13 protein-coding genes and 1 riboswitch are annotated in these 16,902 nt (G+C 72.1%); of the genes, 10 read left to right on the forward strand and 3 right to left on the reverse strand.

The annotated features are described in order from the left end of the window. Positions 1–3: 3 nt before the first annotated feature. The 3 genes from NYP07_RS04315 to NYP07_RS04325 are packed head-to-tail and all read right to left on the reverse strand — an operon-like array spanning position 4 to position 7,509. Positions 4–3,114 carry an efflux RND transporter permease subunit gene (locus tag NYP07_RS04315; protein ID WP_268147813.1) on the reverse strand — a complete coding sequence of 1,037 codons (3,111 nt, stop codon included), beginning with the start codon at positions 3,112–3,114 and terminating at the stop codon, positions 4–6. Further along, positions 3,111–6,230, reverse strand: coding sequence for an MdtB/MuxB family multidrug efflux RND transporter permease subunit (locus tag NYP07_RS04320; RefSeq protein WP_268147815.1), 3,120 nt, complete (start codon positions 6,228–6,230; stop codon positions 3,111–3,113). The genes NYP07_RS04315 and NYP07_RS04320 overlap by 4 nt, the downstream gene beginning before the upstream one ends. A 10-nt stretch (positions 6,231–6,240) precedes the next feature. After that, positions 6,241–7,509, reverse strand: a complete 1,269-nt coding sequence (locus NYP07_RS04325) for an MdtA/MuxA family multidrug efflux RND transporter periplasmic adaptor subunit (RefSeq protein WP_268147817.1) — start codon at positions 7,507–7,509, stop codon at positions 6,241–6,243. A 351-nt stretch (positions 7,510–7,860) separates the two neighbouring features. On the opposite strand from NYP07_RS04325, the gene pth reads away from it, so the two are divergent. The 10 genes from pth (at position 7,861) to cobO (ending at position 16,740) form a co-directional block, all read left to right on the forward strand. Next, entirely contained in the window at positions 7,861–8,493 is a 633-nt protein-coding gene (gene pth / locus NYP07_RS04330; protein ID WP_268147819.1) for an aminoacyl-tRNA hydrolase, read from the forward strand. Continuing rightward, the gene (locus NYP07_RS04335) at positions 8,490–8,906 is read left to right on the forward strand and encodes a hypothetical protein (protein WP_268147821.1); all 417 of its coding nucleotides are present in this window, start codon (positions 8,490–8,492) and stop codon (positions 8,904–8,906) included. The genes pth and NYP07_RS04335 overlap by 4 nt, the downstream gene beginning before the upstream one ends. Continuing rightward, positions 8,902–9,130: riboswitch (cobalamin riboswitch) on the forward strand. It overlaps the preceding gene by 5 nt. 75 nt (positions 9,131–9,205) lie before the next feature. After that, positions 9,206–11,098, forward strand: a complete 1,893-nt coding sequence (locus NYP07_RS04340; protein ID WP_268147823.1) for a TonB-dependent receptor domain-containing protein — start codon at positions 9,206–9,208, stop codon at positions 11,096–11,098. Positions 11,099–11,102: 4 nt separating this feature from the next. After that, positions 11,103–11,660, forward strand: coding sequence for a bifunctional adenosylcobinamide kinase/adenosylcobinamide-phosphate guanylyltransferase (gene cobU / locus NYP07_RS04345; protein WP_268147825.1), 558 nt, complete (start codon positions 11,103–11,105; stop codon positions 11,658–11,660). Beyond that, complete coding sequence (locus NYP07_RS04350) at positions 11,653–12,510, forward strand: ABC transporter substrate-binding protein (RefSeq protein WP_268147827.1); 858 nt, start codon at positions 11,653–11,655, stop codon at positions 12,508–12,510. Before cobU ends, NYP07_RS04350 begins: the two co-directional genes overlap by 8 nt. Continuing rightward, positions 12,507–13,487, forward strand: coding sequence for a FecCD family ABC transporter permease (locus NYP07_RS04355; RefSeq protein ID WP_268147829.1), 981 nt, complete (start codon positions 12,507–12,509; stop codon positions 13,485–13,487). The genes NYP07_RS04350 and NYP07_RS04355 overlap by 4 nt, the downstream gene beginning before the upstream one ends. After that, positions 13,484–14,242 carry an ABC transporter ATP-binding protein gene (locus tag NYP07_RS04360; RefSeq protein ID WP_268147831.1) on the forward strand — a complete coding sequence of 253 codons (759 nt, stop codon included), beginning with the start codon at positions 13,484–13,486 and terminating at the stop codon, positions 14,240–14,242. Before NYP07_RS04355 ends, NYP07_RS04360 begins: the two co-directional genes overlap by 4 nt. Further along, positions 14,239–15,537: a cobyrinic acid a,c-diamide synthase CobB gene (locus NYP07_RS04365; RefSeq protein ID WP_268147833.1), complete on the forward strand. Its 1,299-nt coding sequence runs from the start codon at positions 14,239–14,241 to the stop codon at positions 15,535–15,537. The genes NYP07_RS04360 and NYP07_RS04365 overlap by 4 nt, the downstream gene beginning before the upstream one ends. Continuing rightward, positions 15,534–16,181 (forward strand): 5,6-dimethylbenzimidazole synthase, encoded by a 648-nt coding sequence (gene bluB / locus NYP07_RS04370; RefSeq protein ID WP_268147835.1) that lies wholly within the window; start codon positions 15,534–15,536, stop codon positions 16,179–16,181. The genes NYP07_RS04365 and bluB overlap by 4 nt, the downstream gene beginning before the upstream one ends. Beyond that, the gene (gene cobO / locus NYP07_RS04375; protein ID WP_268147837.1) at positions 16,171–16,740 is read left to right on the forward strand and encodes a cob(I)yrinic acid a,c-diamide adenosyltransferase; all 570 of its coding nucleotides are present in this window, start codon (positions 16,171–16,173) and stop codon (positions 16,738–16,740) included. Before bluB ends, cobO begins: the two co-directional genes overlap by 11 nt. The last annotated feature ends 162 nt before the right edge of the window (positions 16,741–16,902 follow it).

The following is a 16,902-nucleotide window of genomic DNA, read 5'->3' on the forward strand; positions in this document are numbered from 1 at the left end:
GAATCAGATCGTGGCGGGGACAGCGGCTTCGACGGGCGCGGGGGCGCGCTTCTTGCGGCCGAGCCTGTCCATGCAGCAGAACACGACAGGCGTGGTGTAGAGGGTCAGCAGCTGGCTCAGCAGCAGGCCGCCGACGATGGAGATGCCCAGCGGCACGCGCAGCTCGGCGCCTTCCCCCTGGCCCAGGGCCAGCGGCACGGCGCCGAAGACCGCCGCCACCGTCGTCATCAGGATGGGGCGCAGCCGCAGCAGGGCGGCGCGGTAGATGGCCGCGCCCGCCGTCAGCCGCCTGCCGCGCGCCTCGGCCGCGTGGCGGGCCGACAGCGCGAAGTCCAGCATCATGATGGCGTTCTTCTTCACGATGCCGATCAGCAGGATGACGCCGATCAGCGCAATGATGGTGAAGTCGGTCTTGAAGGCCATCAGCGCCAGCAGCGCGCCGACGCCGGCCGAGGGCAGCGTCGACAAGATGGTGATGGGATGGATCAGGCTCTCGTAGAGCATGCCCAGCACCAGGTAGATGGTCACGATGGCCGCGAGGACGAGCAGGGGCTGGGATTTCAGCGAGCTCTGGAAGGCCTGGGCCGTGCCCTGGAAGCTGCCGCGCACCGACACCGGCGCGCCGCTGCGGGCCACCGCATCGTTGACGGCGGCCACCGCGTCCGACAGCGCGACGCCGGCCGCCAGGTTGAAGCTGATGGTGCTGGCCGGCGTGCCGCTCTGGTGGTTGACGGCCAAGGGCGTGCCCGTGGTCTCCACGCGGGCGACGCTCGACAGCGGCACCTGAAGGCCGGCGCCGCTGGTCAGCATCAGCCGGTCCAGGATCTGCGGGTTCTGCAGCCACTGCGGCGCCAGCTCCATGACGACGCGGTACTGGTTCAGCGGGTTGTAGATGACGCCGACCAGGCGCTGGCCGAAGGCGTCGTTGAGCACGCTGTCCAGCGCGTTCATCGTCAGGCCCAGGCGCGCCAGCGCGTCGCGGTCGACGACGAGGGAGGTCTGCAGGCCCTTGTCCTGCTGGTCGCTGTTGACGTCGGCGATCTGGGGCACGTCGGTCAGCACGCGGCGGATGCGCGGCTCCCAGCTGCGCAGGTCCTCGAGGTCGTCGGCCTGCAGCGTGAACTGCCAGGAAGCGTTGGACTGCCGGCCGCCGATGCGGATGTCCTGCACCGGCGCGAGGAAGAGGTTGGCACCAGGCACCTTGGCCAGCTTGCCCCGCAGGCGGTTCATCACGTCGTCCACGCTCTCCTTGCGCTGGTCGCGGCCTTTCAGCGCGATGAACATATTGGCGCTGTTGCGCTGGCCGCCGCCGGTGAAGCCCATCACATTGGCCACGGCCGGGTCGGCGCGCACGATGTCGTGGACGACGCGCAGCTTCTGCTGCATGGACTGGAAGGAGCTGGCCTGGTCGGCCTGCACGCCGCCGAACATCAGCCCCGTGTCCTGCTGCGGGAAGAAGCCCTTGGGCACGCCGATGTAGAGCGACAGGTTCAGCGCGACGACGCCGGCCAGGGCCAGCAGCGCCACGGGCTGGTGGCGCAGCGTCCAGCGCAGCGAGCGGCGGTAGCCGCGCATCAGCGCGCGCTGCCAGCCGGCCAGCAGGCGACCGACGCGGCCGGGCTGGCGCGCGGCGGCATGCGGCTTCAGCAGCGTCGCCGCCATCATCGGCGTCGTGCTCAGCGACACGAGCATGGACACGAGGATGGCCACCGACAGCACGACGGCGAACTCGCGGAACAGCCGCCCGACGATGCCGCCCATCGCCAGGATGGGGATGAAGACGGCGATCAGGCTCAGCGAGATCGACAAGACGGTGAAGCCGATCTCCCGGGCCCCGCGCAGCGCCGCCTCGCGCGGCGCCAGGCCGCGCTCGATGTGGCGGGAGATGTTCTCCAGCACGACGATGGCGTCGTCGACGACGAAGCCCGTGGCCACCGTCATCGCCATCAGCGACAGGTTGTCGATGCTGTAGCCCAGCAGATACATGCAGCCGCAGGTGCCAGCCAGCGAGACCGGCAGGGCCACGGCCGGCAGCAGGGCCGCGCGCAGCCGGCGCAGGAAGACGAAGACGACGACGATGACCAGGCCGAAGGCGATGGCCAGCGTGCGCTGCACCTCGCGGATGCTGGCGCGGATGGTCGTCGTGCGGTCCATCACGACGTCGACGTTGATGGCCGGCGAGATCGACGCGCGCAGCTGCGGCAGCAGGCCGCGCACGGTGTCGACGGTCTTGATGATGTTGGCGCCGGGCGCCTTGTTCAGGATCAGCAGCACGGCGGACTTGCCGTTGGCCAGGCCGTCGTTGCGCACGTCCTGCACGCTGTCCTGGATGTCGGCGACGTCGCGCAGGCGCACGGCGGCGCCGTTGCGGTAGCTCAGCACCAGCGGCGCGTAGTCCCGCGCGCGCATGGCCTGGTCGTTGGCGGCGATCTGCCAGTAGCGGTCCACGCTCTCCAGCGCACCCTTGGGCCGGTTGGCATTGGTGCCGACGACGGCCGCCCTCACCTGCTCCAGCGCGATGCCCTGGGCGGCGAGCTTGTGCGGGTCCAGCTCGATGCGCACGGCCGGCAGCGCGCCGCCGCCGACGTTGACCTGGCCGACGCCGTCCACCTGCGACAGGCGCTGGGCCAGCACGGTGGAGGCGGCGTCGTACATCTGCCCGCGCGTCAGCGTGTCGGACGTCAGGGCCACGATCATGATGGGCGCGTCGGCCGGGTTGACCTTGCGATAGGTCGGGTTGCCCGGCATGCCGGTGGGCAGCAGCGCCCGCGCCGCGTTGATGCCGGCCTGCACGTCGCGGGCGGCGCCGTCGATGTCGCGGCCCAGGTCGAACTGCAGCGTGACGCGCGTGTTGCCCAGCGACGAGGACGAGGTGATCTCGTTGACGCCGGCGATGGTGCCGAGCGTGCGCTCCAGCGGCGTCGCGACCGTGGCCGCCATCGTGTCGGGGCTGGCCCCAGGCAGCGAGGCCTGCACCGAAATCGTCGGGAACTCGACCTGGGGCAGCGGCGCGATCGGCAGCAGCAGATAGGACAGCGCTCCGGCCAGCGCCAGGCCGCAGGTGATCAGCGCCGTGCCGACCGGGCGTTCGATGAAGACGCGCGACAGGTTCACGCCGCGGCCTCCGCTTCACTTCGGCCGCGTTTCAGCCGTGCGGCCAGCGCGCTGAAACCGAGGTAGATAACCGGCGTCGTAAAGAGTGTGAGCAGCTGGCTGACGATGAGGCCGCCGACCATGACGACGCCCAGCGGGTGGCGCAGCTCGCTGCCGACGCCGCTGCCCAGCATCAGCGGCAGCGCGCCGAGCAGTGCGGCAAGAGTCGTCATCAGGATGGGCCGGAAGCGCAGCAGGCAGGCCTGGTGGATGGCCTCGCGCGGGCTCATGCCCAGGTCGCGCTCCGCTTCGAGCGCGAAGTCGATCATCATGATGGCGTTCTTCTTCACGATGCCGATCAGCAGCACGATGCCGATGATGGCGATGATGTCCAGGTCGAGCCTGAAGGCCAGCAGCGCCAGCAGCGCGCCCAGGCCGGCCGAAGGCAGCGTGGACAGGATGGTCAGCGGATGGATGGTGCTCTCGTAGAGCACGCCCAGCACGATGTACATCGTCACGATGGCCGCGAGGATGAGCAGCAGCGTGCTCGTCAGCGAGGCCTGGAAGGCCAGGGCCGCACCCTCGAAATGGGTCTCGACGCTGAGCGGCAGCTGCAGCGCCTCCACCTCGGCCTTGATCGCGCTGACGGCCTCGCCCAGCGAGCCGCCCGGCGCGAGGTTGAAGGAGAGGGTCGCCGCCGGGAACTGGGCCACGTGGTTGACGGCCAGCGGCGCCAGGCGCTCGGCGAAGCGCGCGACGGAACTGAGCGGCACCTGGGCGCCGTTCGCGCCGGGCACGTACAGGCGCTGCAGCCCGTCCAGGCCCTGGCGGTAGCCGGGCGCCACCTCCAGCACGACGCGGTACTGGTTGCTCTGCGTGAAGATGGTGGAGATGAGGCGCTGGCCGAAGGCGCTGTACAGCGCGCTGTCGATGGCCGCCACCGTCAGGCCCAGCCGCCCGGCCGCATCGCGGTCGATGTCGACATAGGCCTGCAGGCCCTGCTCCTGCTGGTCGCTGGCCACGTCCGCGATTGATTTAAGGCCGCGCAGGTGTTCGAGCACGGCGGTGGTCGAACGGCTCAGTTCGGCGGCGTCCGGCGAACTGAGCGTGAACTGGTACTGCGTCTTGGCGACGCGGTCCTCGATGGTCAGGTCCTGCACGGGCTGCAGATAGAGCGAGATGCCGGGCTCGGCCGCGACCGAGTCGCTCAGCCGCCGCGCCACCTCGGCCGCGCTCTCGCCGCGCTCTTGCTTGGGCTTGAGGGCGATCTGCAGCCGCCCCTGGTTCAGCGTCGTGTTGCCGCCGTCCACGCCGATGAAGGACGAGACGCTCTCCACGGCGGGGTCCTGCAGCACGCGTTCGGCGATGCGCTGCTGGTGTTCGGCCATCGCCGCAAAGGAGGTGGACTGGGCCGCCTCGGTGATGCCCTGGATCTGGCCCGTGTCCTGCACCGGGAAGAAGCCCTTGGGCACCAGCAGATAGAGCACGCCGGTCAGGATCAGCGTCGCGATGAAGACGACCAGCGTCGAGGCCGAGCGGTCCAGCACCCAGGTCAGCATGCGGCCGTAGGCGGCGATGGTGTCGTCGAAGGCCTTGCCGACCAAAGCCCATAGCCGGCCGTGGTCTTCCTCGTGCTCATGGTGCAGCAGGCGGGCGCACATCATCGGCGTCAGCGTCAGCGACACGAAGGCCGAGATCAGGATGGACACGGCCAGCGTGATCGCGAACTCGTGGAAGAGCCGGCCGACGACGTCGCCCATGAAGAGCAGCGGGATCAGCACGGCGATCAGCGACACGGTCAGCGAAATGATCGTGAAGCCGATCTGCTTGGAGCCGTCCAGCGCAGCCCTAAAGGGGCTCACACCCTCGCCGCCCTCCTCCATATGCCGCGCGATGTTCTCGATCATGACGATGGCGTCGTCGACGACGAAGCCCGTCGAGATGACGAGGGCCATCAAGGTCAGGTTGTTGATCGAGAACCCGGCCATGTACATGACGCCGAAGGTGCCCACCAGCGACACCGGCACGGCCACGGCCGGGATGATGGTGGCCGGCAGGCTGCGCAGGAACACGAAGATGACGCCGATGACGAGCACGACGGCGAACAGCAGCTCGTGCTGCACGTCGCGCACCGACGCGCGGATCGTCGTCGTGCGGTCCGACAGGATCTGCACGTCGATGGACGCCGGCAGCGCCGCCTGCAGCTGCGGCAGCACGGCGCGCACGCGGTCCACGGTCTCGATGACGTTGGCGCCGGGCTGACGCTGCACGTTCAGGATGACGGCCGCCGCCTGGGCCTTGCCCTGCTGGCCGGCCCAGGCGGCCAGGCGCAGGTTCTCGGCGTCGTCGACGAGCTGGGCCACGTCCTTCAGCCGCACCGCATTGCCTCCTCTGTAGGCGATGACGAGGTTGGCGTACTCGGCCGCGTTGCGCAGCTGGTCGTTGGCGTCCAGCGTGGACGCGCGCAGCGGGCCGTCGAAGCTGCCCTTGGACTGGTTGACGTTGGCCGCCGAGATGGCGCTACGCACGTCGTCGATGGACAGGCCCAGCGTCGTCAGCGCGCCCGGGTTGGCCTGGATGCGCACGGCGGGCCGCCGGCCGCCGGCGATGCCGACGAGGCCGACGCCGGGCACCTGCGAGATCTTCTGCGCGAGCCGGCTCTCGACGAGGTCGTGCACGCGCGGCACGGGCAGCGTCGTCGAGCTGACCGCGATGGTCAGCACCGGCGCATCCGCCGGGTTGACCTTGCTGTAGACCGGCGGCATCGGCAGGTCGGTGGGCAGCAGATTGCTGCCGGCATTGATGGCCGCCTGCACCTCCTGCTCGGCCACGTCCAGCGACAGGCTGAGGTCAAAGCGCAGCGTGATGACCGACGCACCGCCCGAGCTGGTTGACGACATCTGCGCCAGGCCCGGCATCTGGCCGAACTGGCGCTCCAGCGGCGCCGTGACCGAGGAGGTCATCACGTCGGGGCTGGCGCCGGGGTAGAGGGTCGTGACCTGGATGGTCGGGTAGTCGACCTCGGGCAGGGCCGAGACCGGCAGCAGCCGGTAGGCCAGCGCGCCGGCCAGCACGATGGCCAGCATCAGCAGCGAGGTCGCGACCGGCCGCTCGATGAAGAGGCGTGACGGGTTCATCGCAGGCGGCTCACCGCGTCGCGGCCGAGGCGGCGGGCTGGCGGTTGCGCCCCGGCTCGCGGCCGGGCGCCTTGATGACCTCGGCCTTGCCGCCGTCGCGCAGGCGGTCGGCCCCGTCGGTGACGACCTGGTCGCCCGGCTTGAGCTCGCCGCGCACCGCGGTCGATTCGCCGTCGGTCGCCAGCACGCCCAGCTTGCGCAGCGCGACCTGGCCGTCGGCCACGACGTAGACGAAGGTGCCCGGCGCGCCGCGCTGCACGGCGGCCGTCGGCACGACGAGCACGTCCTTCAGCGTGTCCAGCTGCAGGCGCACATTGACGAACTGGTTGGGAAAGAGGGTGTTGTCCTGGTTGGCGAACAGGGCCTTGACCTTGATCGTGCCGGTGCTCGCGTCGATGGCGTTGTCGGTGCTGGCGACGCGGCCCTCGGCCAGCATCTGCTTGTGCTCGCGGTCCCAGGCCTGCACGGGCAGCGGCTGGTTGGCGCCGAGCTGCTGGCGGATGCGCGCCAGCCGCGCGTCCGGCACGGCGAAGACGACCGCGGCCGGCTGCGTCTGCGCGATGCTGAGCAGGCCGTTGGCGTCGGTCGGGCCGACGTTGTTGCCGAGGTCGGCCTGCTTCAGGCCCGCCTGGCCGGCGATGGGCGCCGTGACGCGGGTGTAGGAGAGCTGCAGCCTGGCGTTGTCCAGCGCGGCCTTGTCGGACAGCAGCGTGGCCTCCAGCTGGTGCACCAGGGCCTGCTGCGTGTCGAGCTGCTGGCGCGGCGCGGCCTCCTTGGCGACGAGATCCTGGTAGCGGGTCAGGTCGGCGCGCGCGTTCTCGAGCTGGGCCTGGTCGCGGGCCAGGGCCGCCTGGGCCTGGTCGCGCGCGATCTCGAAGGGCCGCGGGTCGATCAGCGCCAGCGCCTGGCCGGCCTTCACGGCCTGGCCTTCCTTGAAGTAGATGGCCTTGAGCTCGCCGCTGACCTTGGCGCGCACGACGGCCGTGTTGGCCGTGGCGATGCTGCCGATGGCGTCCACCGCCACGGCCAGGTCGCGCCTCTGCACGGCCGCGACCGACACCGGCTGCGGCCGGTTGCCGGCACCGCCGAAGCGGCCGCCACGCGCACCACCGGCTGCGGCGCCGGAAGCGGTCGAGGCCGCCGGGCCTTCGGCGCCCGCGGCGCCATGGCCCTTCCACCACCAGCCCGCCAGCGCGATGCCGGCCACGGCCAGCGCGGCCAGGGGCCAGGTCCTGGCCGCGCCGGCCGAGCCGCTGGGCCTGGAATTCTTGTTCTGCATTCGGGTCCACTCCTGAAGACGGTCGCTGGAGGCTGTCGGGCTTTGGGCTGGGTGCGCGCCGAGGCGAGTTGCGGGGCAAGGCTAGGCGCCGGCGAGGCGTTGGATTCTCCCCAGCAACGAGCCGGCAACGACGAATTGCCCCGCAAATCGCCTCGGCCCTTCGGGTTGGGCCTGCCAGGGGGCTGAGGCGTTGTTGCTCCTCCTCGCGGGCGCGAGCCCGCAGCGTCGTCGCGCCTAGCCCCAGCCCCCTGGCAGGCCCAACGCGCACCCAGCCCAAAGCCCGACAGCCTCCAGTGTCCGGGCCGAATGTAGCTACTGCATTGCTGGCGCGAGCAAAACTAAGATGCCCTCATGATCAAGCTGATGGTCGGCCTGGGCAACCCGGGCCCGGAGTACGAAGACACGCGCCACAACGCCGGTTTCTGGTGGATTGACGGGCTGGCGAGAGGGCTGAAAGTCATGCTCGCGCCGGACAAGGCCTACCACGGCCTCGTCGCGCGCGTGAACCACGCGCCGGGGGCCAGCGGGCCGGTCTGGCTGCTCGAACCCATGACCTATATGAACCTCTCGGGCAAGTCCGTCGCGGCGCTGGCGCGCTTCTTCAAGATCGCGCCGGACGAGATCCTCGCCGTCCACGACGAGCTCGACCTGCCGCCCGGCGAGATGAAGTTCAAGAAGGGCGGCGGCAACGGCGGCCACAACGGGCTGAGGGACATGCAGGCCCAGCTCGGCAGCGGCGACTTCTGGCGGCTGCGATTGGGCATCGGCCACCCGGGTCACAAGGCCGAGGTGGCCGGCTATGTGCTGCGCAAGCCGCCGCTGGCCGAGCGCCAGGCCGTCGAGGACTGCATCGAGAAGAGTTACGCCGCCGTCGAGCTGATGCTGCGCGGCGAGATGGACAAGGCGCTGGCCAGGATTCACGCCAAGCCGCCGCGGCCCAAGCCCCCCAAACCGCAGCCGCCGGTGGACACTCCGAACCCATGAAACCCCTGCTGCTGGCGCTGGCCGCCGTGATCGCCCTGCCCGCCCTCGCGCAAAGCCAGGTGCGCCAGGCCCAGGTCTACCGCTGCGGCCCCGACGGCCGCGACCTGCGCGATTCGCCCTGCCCCGGCAGCCCCGCCACCAGCGGCGGCAGCATCCGCTACGACGAGCCCAGCGCCGCCGACAGCCGCGCCGCGCGCGAACGCCATCTGGCCGACGCCAGGCAGGCCGCGGCCCTGGCCGCCGCGCGCCGCGCCAGCGAGGCCGAGGCCCGCCACCAGCGCGCGCTGTCGCTGGGCCTGCAGCCGCCGCCGGCCGCGGCCAGCGCGCCGCAGGTCGTGCACATCAAGCCGCCCAAGGTGGCAAAACCGGCCAGGCCGCACAGGCCCGAGGCCGCGGCCAGCGCGGCCCGATAGAATGCCCGCCGTTGGTGCTCGCGGCCGCTTTCTCGGCGGCCGCAGTTCAACGGGAATCAGGAGGGCAGACCACCACGTGGCGCGCTTAACCTGAGCTGTCCCCGCAACGGTAAGTGGACGAGGCGCCCGCCTCACTGTTCGACCACAAGCCACTGGTGCGTGCACCGGGAAGGCGTCGAGCAGGGTCCATCAGCCCGGATACCGGCCAACGACGGGGCCTGCGCGCGACCAGCCGCAGGCCGTTTTTCAGCCTTGCTGCGGGGGTCAGCAGGGCTGAGTGATCGTTCGCGACTGCCCTCATGTCTCATTCCTTCCTCGCGGCCCGTCGGCCGCTGCTCGCCCTGTCCGCGCTGGCCCTGGCGGCCTCCGCCCACGCCCAGAACCGGCTCGACACCATCGTCACCACCGCCACGCGCATGCCCCAGCGCGTCAGCGAGGTGCTGGCCGACATCACCGTCCTCACGCGCGAGGACATCTCCGCCCGAGCCTTCGGCGGCCTGGCCGACTTGCTGGCGGCCCAGCCGGGCGTGCAGATCGCCCGCAACGGCGGCCCCGGCAGCACCACGTCGGTCTTCGTCCGCGGTGCCAACACCCAGCACACCGTCGTGCTCGTCGACGGCGTGCGCATGGACACCCAGTCAGGCTCGGGCGGTGCACCCTGGGAGGCCATGGGCCTGGCCCAGGTCGAGCGCATCGAGATCCTGCGCGGCCCGGCCAGCGCGGTCTACGGCTCCGACGCCATCGGCGGCGTGATCCAGATCTTCACGCGCAAGGGCGAGTCCACGCCGCAGCTGGTGCTGCACGGCGCCATCGGCAACCTGGGCACGGCCAAGGGCGACCTGAGCTTCAGCGGCAAGCAGGGCGACTGGGACTACGCACTCGGCGCGGCCCTGGAGACCAGCGACGGCTTCAGCACCATGCCCGACCAGCCCGGCCTGGCGGACCCCGACGGCTGGCGCAACCACAGCCTGCAGGGCCGCCTGGGCTATGCCGTCAACGACCAGCACCGCCTGAGCCTCGCGGCCACGCGCAGCCACGTCAACGCGCAGTACGACTCCACCTTCTCCCCGCCCAACACCGACGACCGCGCCGTCAACGACGCCCGCAGCCTGCGCGCCACCTGGGCGGCGCAATGGACCAGCGCCTGGCAGAGCGAGCTCAGCGCCAGCGAGTCCAACGCGCGCTACGAGACCCTGGCCAACGGCGTCAGCGGCTATCTCACCGAAACTCGCGTGCGCGCCTTTGCCTGGGCCAACCAGGTCGCGCTGCCCGTCGGCCGGCTCAGCGCGACGCTGGAGCGCCGCGAGGACGTGCTCCTCAACTCCTCGCTGCGCCCCTCCACGCATGGCAGCGCCGAGCGCTCGCAGAATGCGCTGGCCCTGGGCTATCTGCTGAACCTGGGCGCCTTCGACGGCCAGGCCCACTGGCGGCACGACAGGGACAGCGACTTCGGCAGCATCAATACCGGCAGCCTCGCCGCCGGCTGGCGCTTCACGCCCGAGTGGCGCGCCTGGGCCAGCGCCGGCACGGCCTTCCGCGCGCCGACGCTCTACCAGAGTTTCAGCCAGTACGGCCCGCTGGACACGCTGCCGGCGCTCAAGCCCGAGCATGGCCGCAACAAGGAAGTGGGCCTGCGCTGGGCCCGCGGCGAGCAGCAGCTCAGCCTGACCGCCTACGACAACCGCATCCGCGACCTCATCAACTACGACAGCCAGTTCGCGTTGAACTGCCCGGCCACCGACCCGCTCAACGTCATGCCCTGGGACGGCTGCTACGGCAACGTCGCGCGCGTGCACCTGCGCGGCGCCACGCTGCAGGGCCAGACCGAGCTCGCCGGCTGGCATCTGCAGGCCTCCTTCGACTGGCAGAACCCGCGCGACGAGATCAGCGGCGGCCGGCTGGGCCGCCGTGCGCCGCGCTACGCCAGCCTGCAGCTGGACAAGGCCGTCGGCGACTGGAGCGGCAGCCTCGGCATGACCGCCACGGCCCAGCGGCCGGACCGCAACGGCGGCAAGCAGTTGCTGGGCGGCTATGCGCTGGTCAACGCCAGCCTCGCCTACCGCATCAACCCGCAGGCCAGGCTGCAGCTCAACGTCGACAACGCCTTCGACCGCGTCTACCAGACGGCCCGCGGCTACGCCCAGCCGCCGCGCACGGTGATGCTGGGCGTGACGCTCACGCCGAAGCTCTGAGCCCATGGCCGCGCACGAACTCATCGTCGGCGGCCAGCGCAGCGGCAAGTCGCGCCGCGCGGAGGGCCTGGCCCTGCGCTGGCAGGCCGCTGGCGGCCGCGTCGCGGTCATCGCCACCGCGCTGGCGGCCGACGACGAGATGCGTGCGCGCATCGCCCATCACCGCGCCACGCGGCCGGCGGGCTTCGGCACCGTCGAAGCCCCGCTGGCACTCGCGGCGGCGCTGCGGCAGGCCGACGGCGCGAACACGCTGATCGTCGTCGACTGCCTGACGCTGTGGCTGGTCAACTGGCTGATGCCGGCCGGCGGTGCGCCCGACGCGCCGGGCTGGCAGGCCGAGCGCGAGGCGCTGCTGGCCCTGCTGCCGCGCCTGCAATCGCCGGTCGTCTTCGTGTCCAACGAGGTCGGCTGGGGCGTGTCGCCGCTGGGCCGCGAGGTGCGCGACTATGTCGACGAACTCGGCCGGCTCAATCAGGATGTGGCGCGCCGCTGCGCGCGCCTGACATTGATGGTCGCGGGCCAGGCCTGGTCCCGCCCCGTCGAGGAGGCTCCCGATGCTTAAGCACCTGTTCTGCGCGCTGCTGCTGGCCCTCGCGCTGCCCGCGTCCGCCATCGAGATCAAGGATGACCTCGGCCACACCGCCACGTTCGCCGCGCCGCCGCAGCGCATCGTCAGCCTGCTGCCCTCGCTGACCGAGACGGTCTGCGAGCTCGGCGCCTGCGCCCGCCTCGTCGGCGTGGACCGCTACTCCAACTTCCCGGCGCAGGTGAACGCGCTGCCCAAGCTCGGCGGCATGGACGACAGCAATGTCGAGCTGATCGCGTCGCTCAAGCCCGACATGGTGCTGCTGGCCGTGTCGTCGCGCGTGTCCGAGCGGCTGCGCGCGCTGGGCCTCAAGGTCGTCGCGCTGGAGCCGCGCAGTTACCGCGATGTGCAGCGCGTGCTGGGCATCGTCGGCCAGGTGCTGGGCGTGGACGATGCGCAGCGCATCTGGCGCCACATCGAGGCCGGCGTGGCCGCGGCGGCCGGCAGCGTGCCGGCGGCGGCGCGCGGCCTGAAGGTCTATTACGAAGTGGCCAGCGGCCTCTACGCGGCCGGCGAATCGTCCTTCATGGGCGAGACGCTGACCAAGCTGGGCACCGGCAACATCATCCCGGCCCGGCTCGGCCCCTTCCCCAAGATCAACCCCGAGTTCGTCGTGAAGGCCAACCCCGGCCTCATCATGATCGGCGCGCGCGGCTCCGAGGGCCTGGCCGAGCGCCCGGGCTGGAACCGCATCGACGCCGTCCGCCACGGCCGCATCTGCGTGTTCAACGCCGAGGACGGCGACATCCTGTCCCGACCCGGCCCGCGCATGGCCGAGGCGGCGCAGATCATGGCTCGTTGCCTCAGAGAAAAGGCCGGCTCGTGAACCTGCGCCCCGGCGTCCTGCTCGCGCTGCTGCTCGCCGCCGGCCTGCTCTGCGTGTTGGCCGGCGTGCTGGTCGGCAGCACCGGCTGGGCCGACCTGCAGGACGAGGGCATGAGCGTCATCCTGTGGGAGATCCGCCTGCCGCGCTCCCTGGGCGCCTGGTGGGCCGGCGCGCTGCTGGGCATGGCCGGCGCCATCTCGCAGGGCCTGTTCCGCAATCCGCTGGCCGACCCCTATCTGCTGGGCAGCGCGTCGGGCGCGCAGTTGGCCGTCGCCATCACGCTGGCCTTCGTCGGCGTATCGGCACAGCACGCATCGCTGCTGGCTGACGTCGGCCTGACCGGCATCGCCTTCGTCGGCACGCTGATCGGCGTGGGCCTGACGCTGGTCCTCGCCCGCGGTGTCGAGCAGACGCTGCGGCTGCTGCTGGCCGGCGTCGTCGTCGGCGTGGTGCTGAACGCGCTGACCGGCCTGGCCACGCTGTGGGCGCCCGACATCCTGCGCGCGATGCAGGCCTTCCTGCTCGGCAACACCGGGCTGCTGGGCTGGAGCAGCGTCAGCGTGATGGCAGCCAGCGGCGCGCTGGCCCTGATCATCGGGCTGCTGGCCAGCCCCGCGCTGGATGCGCTGACGCTGGGCGAAGCCACGGCCGCGTCCCTCGGCGTGCGCATGCCGCTGGTGCGCCTGCTGCTGATCTTCGCGTTCGCGCTGGCCACCGGCGCCGCCGTCGCACAGACCGGCATCGTCGCCTTCGTCGGCCTCGTCGCGCCCCACCTCGTGCGCGCCGCCTGCCCGACGCTGCACGGCCGGCTGATCCTGCTGTCGGCCGCGGCCGGCGGCGCGCTGCTGCTGGCCGCCGACGTGCTGGCCCGCGCGCTGGTCCGCCCGCAGGAGCTGCCGGTCGGCCTCGTCACCGCGCTGCTCGGCGGCGTCTACCTGCTCGTCTTGATGCATCGCCGCGGGACACCCAAACGATGAGCGCGCTGACGGCCCGCATCGAGCGCGTCCGCATCGACGGCCGCGACCTCATCCACGGCATAGCCCTCGCGCTGCCGCGGGGCCGCTGGACGGCCATCGTCGGCCCGAATGGCGCCGGCAAGTCCACGCTGCTGCGCGCCATCGCCGGCCTGCAGCGCTGCGAGGGCGAGGTGCTGCTCGCCGGAAGGCCTCTTCACGACTGGCCTTCGGCCGATCGCGCCCGCCAGCTCGCCTGGATGGGCCAGCAGGAGAGCGGCGCCGACGACCTGACCGCCTGGGACATCGTCATGCTCGGCCGCCTGCCGCACCGCCCCTGGCTGGCGCCGCCCACCGCCGCCGACCACCGCGCCGCCGAGGCCGCGATGCGATCCACGCAGAGCTGGGCCTGGCGCGAACGGCGCCTCGGCTCGCTGTCCGGCGGCGAGCGCCAGCGCGTGCTGCTGGCCCGGGTGCTGGCCGTCGACGCGCCGCTGACGCTGATGGACGAGCCCCTGGCCCACCTCGACCCGCCCCACCAGGCCGAATGGATGGTCCTGGTGCGCGCGCGCGTCGCGGCCGGCCACGGCGTCGCCAGCGTGCTGCACGAGCTGCACCTCGCGCTGCAGGCCGACCACCTCGTGCTGATGGCCGACGGCCGCATCGTGCACAGCGGCGCGCCGGCCGACGCGGCCACGCACGACGCGCTGCGCCGCGTCTTCGGCCCCAGCCTGCACATCGCGCAGATCGAGGGGCGCTGGGTGGCGCTGCCGTTATGAAGGCTTCTTGCCCCGCACTCTTCATCAGCGCGCCGTCCTCGGGCTCGGGCAAGACCAGCGTGACCGCGGCCATCGCGCGCAGCCACTCGCGGCAGGGCCAGCGCGTGCGCGTCTTCAAGACCGGGCCGGACTTTCTCGACCCCACCATCCTCGAACGCGCCAGCGGCCGGCCGGTCTACCAGCTCGACCTCTTCATGGGCGGCTTCGCCCACTGCCAGGCCCTGCTGGCCGAGGCCGCGCGCGAGGCGGACCTGATCCTCGTCGAGGGCGTCATGGGCCTGTTCGACGGCCAGCCCAGCAGCGCCGACCTGGCCGCCGCCTTCGGCCTACCCGTCGTCTGCGTCATCGACGCGTCGGCCATGGCCCAGACCTTCGCCGCGCTGGCCACGGGCCTGGCGCGCTTCCGGCCCGGGCTGCGCCACGGCGGCGTCGTCGCCAACCGGGTCGGCAGCGCCGCGCACGGCCGCATGGTGGGCGAGGGCCTGCCGGACGAGCTGCCGCTGATCGCCGCGCTGCCGCGCGACCCGCAACTCGCCCTGCCCGAGCGCCACCTCGGCCTCGTGCAGGCGCTGGAGCAGCCGCAGCTGAGCGCCCAGCTCGACGCCTGGGCCGATGCCTGGGAGGCCGGCCTGCGCCCCGGCTTCGCGTTCGAGCCCGTCGTGTTCGCGCATGAAGCCGGGCCCGCGCTGCCGCCGCTGCTGGCCGGACGCCGCATCGCCATCGCGCGCGACGCCGCCTTCGGCTTCATCTACGCGGCCAACGTCGACCTGCTGCGCGCGCTGGGCGCCGAGCTGGCCTTCTTCTCGCCGCTGCGCCACGAGGCCCTGCCCGGCTGCGATGCGCTCTGGCTGCCCGGCGGCTACCCGGAGCTGCATGCCGACGCACTGGCCACGCACCCGACGCTGGCGCGCGACCTCGGCAGCCATGTCGCGGCCGGCAAACCCCTGCTCGCCGAATGCGGCGGCATGCTGGCCCTGCTGGACGAACTGACCGACGGCGAGGGCCGCGCCCACCGCATGGCCGGCCTGCTGCCCGGCCGCGCCCGCGTGCAGCCGCGCCTGGCCGCGCTCGGCCTGCAGGCGCTGGACTGGCCCGAGGGCCCGCTGCGCGGCCACAGCTTCCACTACTCGACGCTGGACACCCCGCTCGCGCCCATCGCCACGGCCAGCAACCCCAACGGCGGCAGCACGGCCGAAGCGCTCTACCTGCAGGGCTCGCTGCGCGCGAGCTATGTGCACCACTACTTCCCGTCCAACCCCGAGGCCGTCGCGGCCTTCTTCGGGGCTGGGCCATGAACACGCGCTTCGACGCCGCCGCCCGGGCGGTCCTGCACGACATCCTGGCTGCGCGGCGCGACTGCCGGCATTTCCTGCCCGGCCCGCCGCTGCCCGACGAGCAGCTCGCACGCCTGCTCGGCGCCGCCCACCAGGCACCCTCGGTCGGCCTGATGCAGCCCTGGCGCTTCATGCGCCTGCATGGCCCGCGCTGGCGCGAGCGGCTGGCGCCCCTCGTGGAGGCCGAGCGCCAGGCCACGGCCGCCGCCCTCGGCCCGCGGGCCGGCGAATTCCTGCGGCTCAAGGTCGAGGGCCTGCGCGACTGCGCGGAGCTGCTCGCCCTCATCCTCGCCCCCGATGACGGCACCGTGTTCGGCCGCCGCACCCTGCCGCAGCAGATGGCCCTGTGCTCGGCCGGCGCCGCGGTGCAGAACCTGTGGCTGGCGGCGCGGGCCGAGAACCTCGGCCTGGGCTGGGTGTCGATGTTCGACCCCGCTGCCCTCGCCGCCCTGCTGCGCCTGCCCGCGGGTGCGCAGCCGCTGGGCCTGCTCTGCCTCGGCCCCGTGCCGGCCTTCTACGACCGGCCGATGCTGGAACGGCAAGGCTGGCGCCGGCGCCGCCCCCTGCAAGACCTGTTGATGGAGCCCCCCGACCATGGAGATTGAACAACCGCCCGTCCACCACGAACGCGTCGTGCCCAGCGGCGAGCGGCGCGGCCTCGTGCTCGTGCACACCGGCGACGGCAAGGGCAAGAGCACGGCCGCCCTGGGCCTCGCGCTGCGCGCCCACGGCCGCGGCAAGCCGGTGCTGATCTACCAGTTCATGAAGGTGCCCAGCGCCCGCTTCGGCGAGCACCGCGTCTTCGAGAAGCTGGGCGTGCCCATCGTCGGCCTGGGCGACGGCTTCTCGTGGAAGAGCAAGGACCTGGAGCACTCCGCCGAACTGGCCCGCGAGGGCTGGGCGCGCGCCGAGGCCAGCATCCGCGGCGGCGAGCATTTCCTCGTCGTGCTCGACGAGATCATGTACCCGCTGCGCTACGGCTGGATCGCGCTGGACCAGGTGCTGGCCTGCCTGCGCGAGCGGCCCGCGCATGTGCACGTCGTGCTGACCGGCCGCGCCGCGCCGGCCGAACTGGTCGAGCTGGCCGACACGGTCACCGAGATGACGCTGGTCAAGCACCACTACCAGGCCGGCGTGCCGGCGCAGCGGGGGATCGAGGATTGAGCAGCCTTGATGCGGCAGTTGGGCGCGCCCGAGGGGCCGGCGAGGCGGGTTGCTGGCAAGGCGCGCCGACGCAGTGGGCTCGTGCCCACAAGGAGAAGCAACGCTGCCAGCGGCCCGAAGCGCCGGCCCAGCGGGCGTGCAGCGCCGTTCACCGAAGTGGTG

Source organism: Pelomonas aquatica (genome assembly GCF_026712205.1).
Taxonomy (GTDB): Bacteria; Pseudomonadota; Gammaproteobacteria; order Burkholderiales; family Burkholderiaceae_C; genus Pelomonas; species Pelomonas aquatica.

What these genes read in the sequence shown, in the direction of transcription:
- cobU (WP_268147825.1), top strand. Translation starts at nt 11,103, where the DNA reads ATGGCCGCGCACGAACTCATCGTCGGCGGCCAGCGCAGCGGCAAGTCG.
- NYP07_RS04325 (WP_268147817.1), bottom strand. Translation starts at nt 7,509, where the DNA reads ATGCAGAACAAGAATTCCAGGCCCAGCGGCTCGGCCGGCGCGGCCAGG.
- NYP07_RS04360 (WP_268147831.1), top strand. Translation starts at nt 13,484, where the DNA reads ATGAGCGCGCTGACGGCCCGCATCGAGCGCGTCCGCATCGACGGCCGC.
- NYP07_RS04340 (WP_268147823.1), top strand. Translation starts at nt 9,206, where the DNA reads ATGTCTCATTCCTTCCTCGCGGCCCGTCGGCCGCTGCTCGCCCTGTCC.
- NYP07_RS04365 (WP_268147833.1), top strand. Translation starts at nt 14,239, where the DNA reads ATGAAGGCTTCTTGCCCCGCACTCTTCATCAGCGCGCCGTCCTCGGGC.
- pth (WP_268147819.1), top strand. Translation starts at nt 7,861, where the DNA reads ATGATCAAGCTGATGGTCGGCCTGGGCAACCCGGGCCCGGAGTACGAA.
- NYP07_RS04320 (WP_268147815.1), bottom strand. Translation starts at nt 6,230, where the DNA reads ATGAACCCGTCACGCCTCTTCATCGAGCGGCCGGTCGCGACCTCGCTG.
- NYP07_RS04350 (WP_268147827.1), top strand. Translation starts at nt 11,653, where the DNA reads ATGCTTAAGCACCTGTTCTGCGCGCTGCTGCTGGCCCTCGCGCTGCCC.
- cobO (WP_268147837.1), top strand. Translation starts at nt 16,171, where the DNA reads ATGGAGATTGAACAACCGCCCGTCCACCACGAACGCGTCGTGCCCAGC.
- NYP07_RS04335 (WP_268147821.1), top strand. Translation starts at nt 8,490, where the DNA reads ATGAAACCCCTGCTGCTGGCGCTGGCCGCCGTGATCGCCCTGCCCGCC.
- bluB (WP_268147835.1), top strand. Translation starts at nt 15,534, where the DNA reads ATGAACACGCGCTTCGACGCCGCCGCCCGGGCGGTCCTGCACGACATC.